Below are 2,543 nucleotides of genomic sequence, written 5' to 3' on the forward strand. Positions count from 1 at the left end.
CGCCACGTGGATGCGCGGCGTGCGCTATGTGAACTGCCCGACCTCGCTGCTGGCGATGGTCGACGCGTCCACCGGCGGCAAAACCGGCATCAACACGCCGCAGGGCAAGAACCTGGTCGGCTCGTTCTACACGCCGGCCGGCGTGCTCGCCGACGTGCGGACGCTGGCCTCGCTGCCCAACGACATCTTCATCGAAGGACTCGGCGAGGTGGCCAAATCCGGATTCATCATGGACGAGGAGATCCTGCGGATCCTGGAAACCCATGCCGCGGCGCTGCGAGGGTTCGACGGCGCGACCTTCCTGGAATCGCCGCTGAAGGACGTGGTGTGCGAACTGATCGAGCGCACGGTGCGTGTCAAGGTGCACCACGTCTCCTCCGACTTGAAGGAGCAGGGGCTGCGCGAATTCCTCAACTACGGACACACCCTCGGTCATGCCATCGAACAGATCGAGCACTTCAGGTGGCGGCACGGCAACGCGGTGGCCGTCGGCATGGTATTCGCGGCGGAACTGTCGAACCTGCTCGGGCACATCGACCGCGACCTGGTGGATTATCACCGCTCACTGCTCGGAGCGTTGGGACTGCCGACCTCATGGGGCGGCGGCTCATGGTCCGACGTGCTGGCGCTGATGCACCGGGATAAGAAGGCGCGCGGCAACATGCTGCGGTTCGTGGTGCTGGACCGCATCGGGCGTGTCATCCACTTGGAGAACCCGCCGATGGAGGCCGTGGAGGAGGCATTCCGCCGCATCCGTCCGTGAACGGTCCGCACACCGGCCGTTATGGTTTTCCCATGCTGCCCGGACGTGTGGCAAGCTCTTTGCCGAAGGAGGAAGAACCCATGAGAAAGGAACTGAATATGGCACGCAAAGTCATCGTTGTCAACGGACCGAACCTTGGACGTCTCGGTGTGCGCGAACCCGACGTCTACGGCCATCAGGATCTGGAAACCCTGCGCCGCGACTGCACGGCCTGGGGCGAGGAACTGGGACTTGAAGTCGAAGTCCGTCAGACCGACGACGAAGCGGAGATGATCGGTTGGATGCACCGGGCCGTGGACGAACAGACGCCCGTGGTCATGAACCCCGCCGCGTTCACCCATTACTCGTACGGTCTGTCCGACGCCGCCCATATGGTGACCGACGCGGGGCTGCCGCTGATGGAGGTGCACATCTCCAACCCGTCCGCCCGTGACGCGTTCCGCAAGTACTCGGTCATCAGCCCCGTGGCCACCGGCACCATCACCGGCATGGGCTTCTACGGGTACCGCCTGGCCCTGGAGGCCGTGGCGCACCTCCTGGAGGCGTGAGAACGAATCTAGGTTCATCAATGACGACAGGTGTGATACACAATAGGTGCCGTGTAATATCCAAGCCGTTCGAGGAACTGACGGTGCCGGAGTTGTATGAGATCCTCCGTCTCCGCTCCGAGGTGTTCGTGGTCGAACAGGAGTGCGCCTACCAGGACATCGATGGCAAGGATCCCGGCTCGTGGCAGGTCATGGTATGCGATGACGCGGGGGAGTTGGTTGCCGGACTTCGCGTGCTGCGACCAGGCGTCTCGTTCCCGGAGGCGAGTCTGGGCCGTGTGGTGACGCGGTTCCGCGGCAAAGGTTATGGGGCGATGGCGATGCGTAAGGGGATCCGGATTGCGCGCGAACAATACGGTGCCGAAACACTACGCATCGAGGCCCAATGCCATGCGATCGGCTTCTACGAACGGTTCGGCTTCCGCGTCGATTCCGCCGAGTTCCTGGAAGACGGCATCCCGCATGTGGAGATGGTGGCGAGTCTTGTCCCATGATCGGAAACTACGGGGGAGGGGGTCGAATCGGCTTCGCACAAGGCCGTGGGTGACCAAGACAGGGTTGCATCGTGGACACACGTCACCAAGACGTCACGCATCGTTGATAGGATGAAATCCCATGGTTAGAAGACATCATGGCAATGCATCGGAACATATCACCAAGCACATCTTCGTCACCGGAGGCGTGGTCTCGTCGTTGGGCAAGGGACTGACCGCCTCCTCGCTGGGCCGCCTGCTGCGCTCGCGTGGCATCCGCGTGCTGCAGCAGAAGCTCGATCCTTACATCAACGTGGACCCGGGTACGATGAACCCGTTCCAGCACGGCGAGGTGTACGTGACCGAGGACGGCGCCGAAACCGATCTGGACATCGGCCACTACGAGCGTTTCCTCGACGTGTTCCTGAGCCAGAAGGCGAACGTCACCACCGGCCAGATCTACCAGGAGGTGCTGCGCAAGGAACGCGCCGGCGAATACCTCGGCCAGTGCGTGCAAGTCATCCCGCACATCACCAACGAGATCAAGTCCCGCATGCGCGCCCAGGCCTCCGATGACGTGGACGTGATCATCACCGAGATCGGCGGCACCGTCGGCGACATCGAATCCCAGCCGTTCCTGGAGGCCGCGCGTGAGGTGCGCCGCGACCTGGGACCGGACAACTGCATGTTCGTGCATGTCTCCCTCGTGCCATACATCTCCGCCGCGCACGAGTTGAAGACCAAGCCCACCCAGCATTC

General features: G+C 62.8%; 4 protein-coding genes. All 4 read left to right on the forward strand.

Annotated features, from left to right (window positions below; genetic code table 11):
* On the forward strand, nucleotides 1–763 hold a 763-nt coding region (locus B4C31_RS05860), incomplete at its 5' end, for a 3-dehydroquinate synthase family protein (protein ID WP_422652883.1).
* Nucleotides 764–861: 98 nt separating this feature from the next.
* On the forward strand, nucleotides 862–1,311 hold the full coding sequence (locus tag B4C31_RS05865; protein WP_204387764.1) for a type II 3-dehydroquinate dehydratase: 450 nt from the start codon (nucleotides 862–864) through the stop codon (nucleotides 1,309–1,311).
* 32 nt (nucleotides 1,312–1,343) lie between these two features.
* On the forward strand, nucleotides 1,344–1,805 hold the full coding sequence (locus B4C31_RS05870) for a GNAT family N-acetyltransferase (RefSeq protein WP_291531711.1): 462 nt from the start codon (nucleotides 1,344–1,346) through the stop codon (nucleotides 1,803–1,805).
* 121 nt (nucleotides 1,806–1,926) lie between these two features.
* On the forward strand, nucleotides 1,927–2,543 hold a 617-nt coding region (locus B4C31_RS05875; RefSeq protein WP_291531712.1), incomplete at its 3' end, for a CTP synthase.

The organism is Bifidobacterium sp. UBA4282 (assembly GCF_002394995.1).
In the GTDB taxonomy this organism is placed as follows: Bacteria; Actinomycetota; Actinomycetes; order Actinomycetales; family Bifidobacteriaceae; genus Bifidobacterium; species Bifidobacterium pullorum_B.

Bases quoted from the DNA above. Each gene is read 5' to 3' on its own strand.
- B4C31_RS05865 (WP_204387764.1), top strand. From the start codon at position 862: ATGGCACGCAAAGTCATCGTTGTCAACGGACCGAACCTTGGACGTCTC.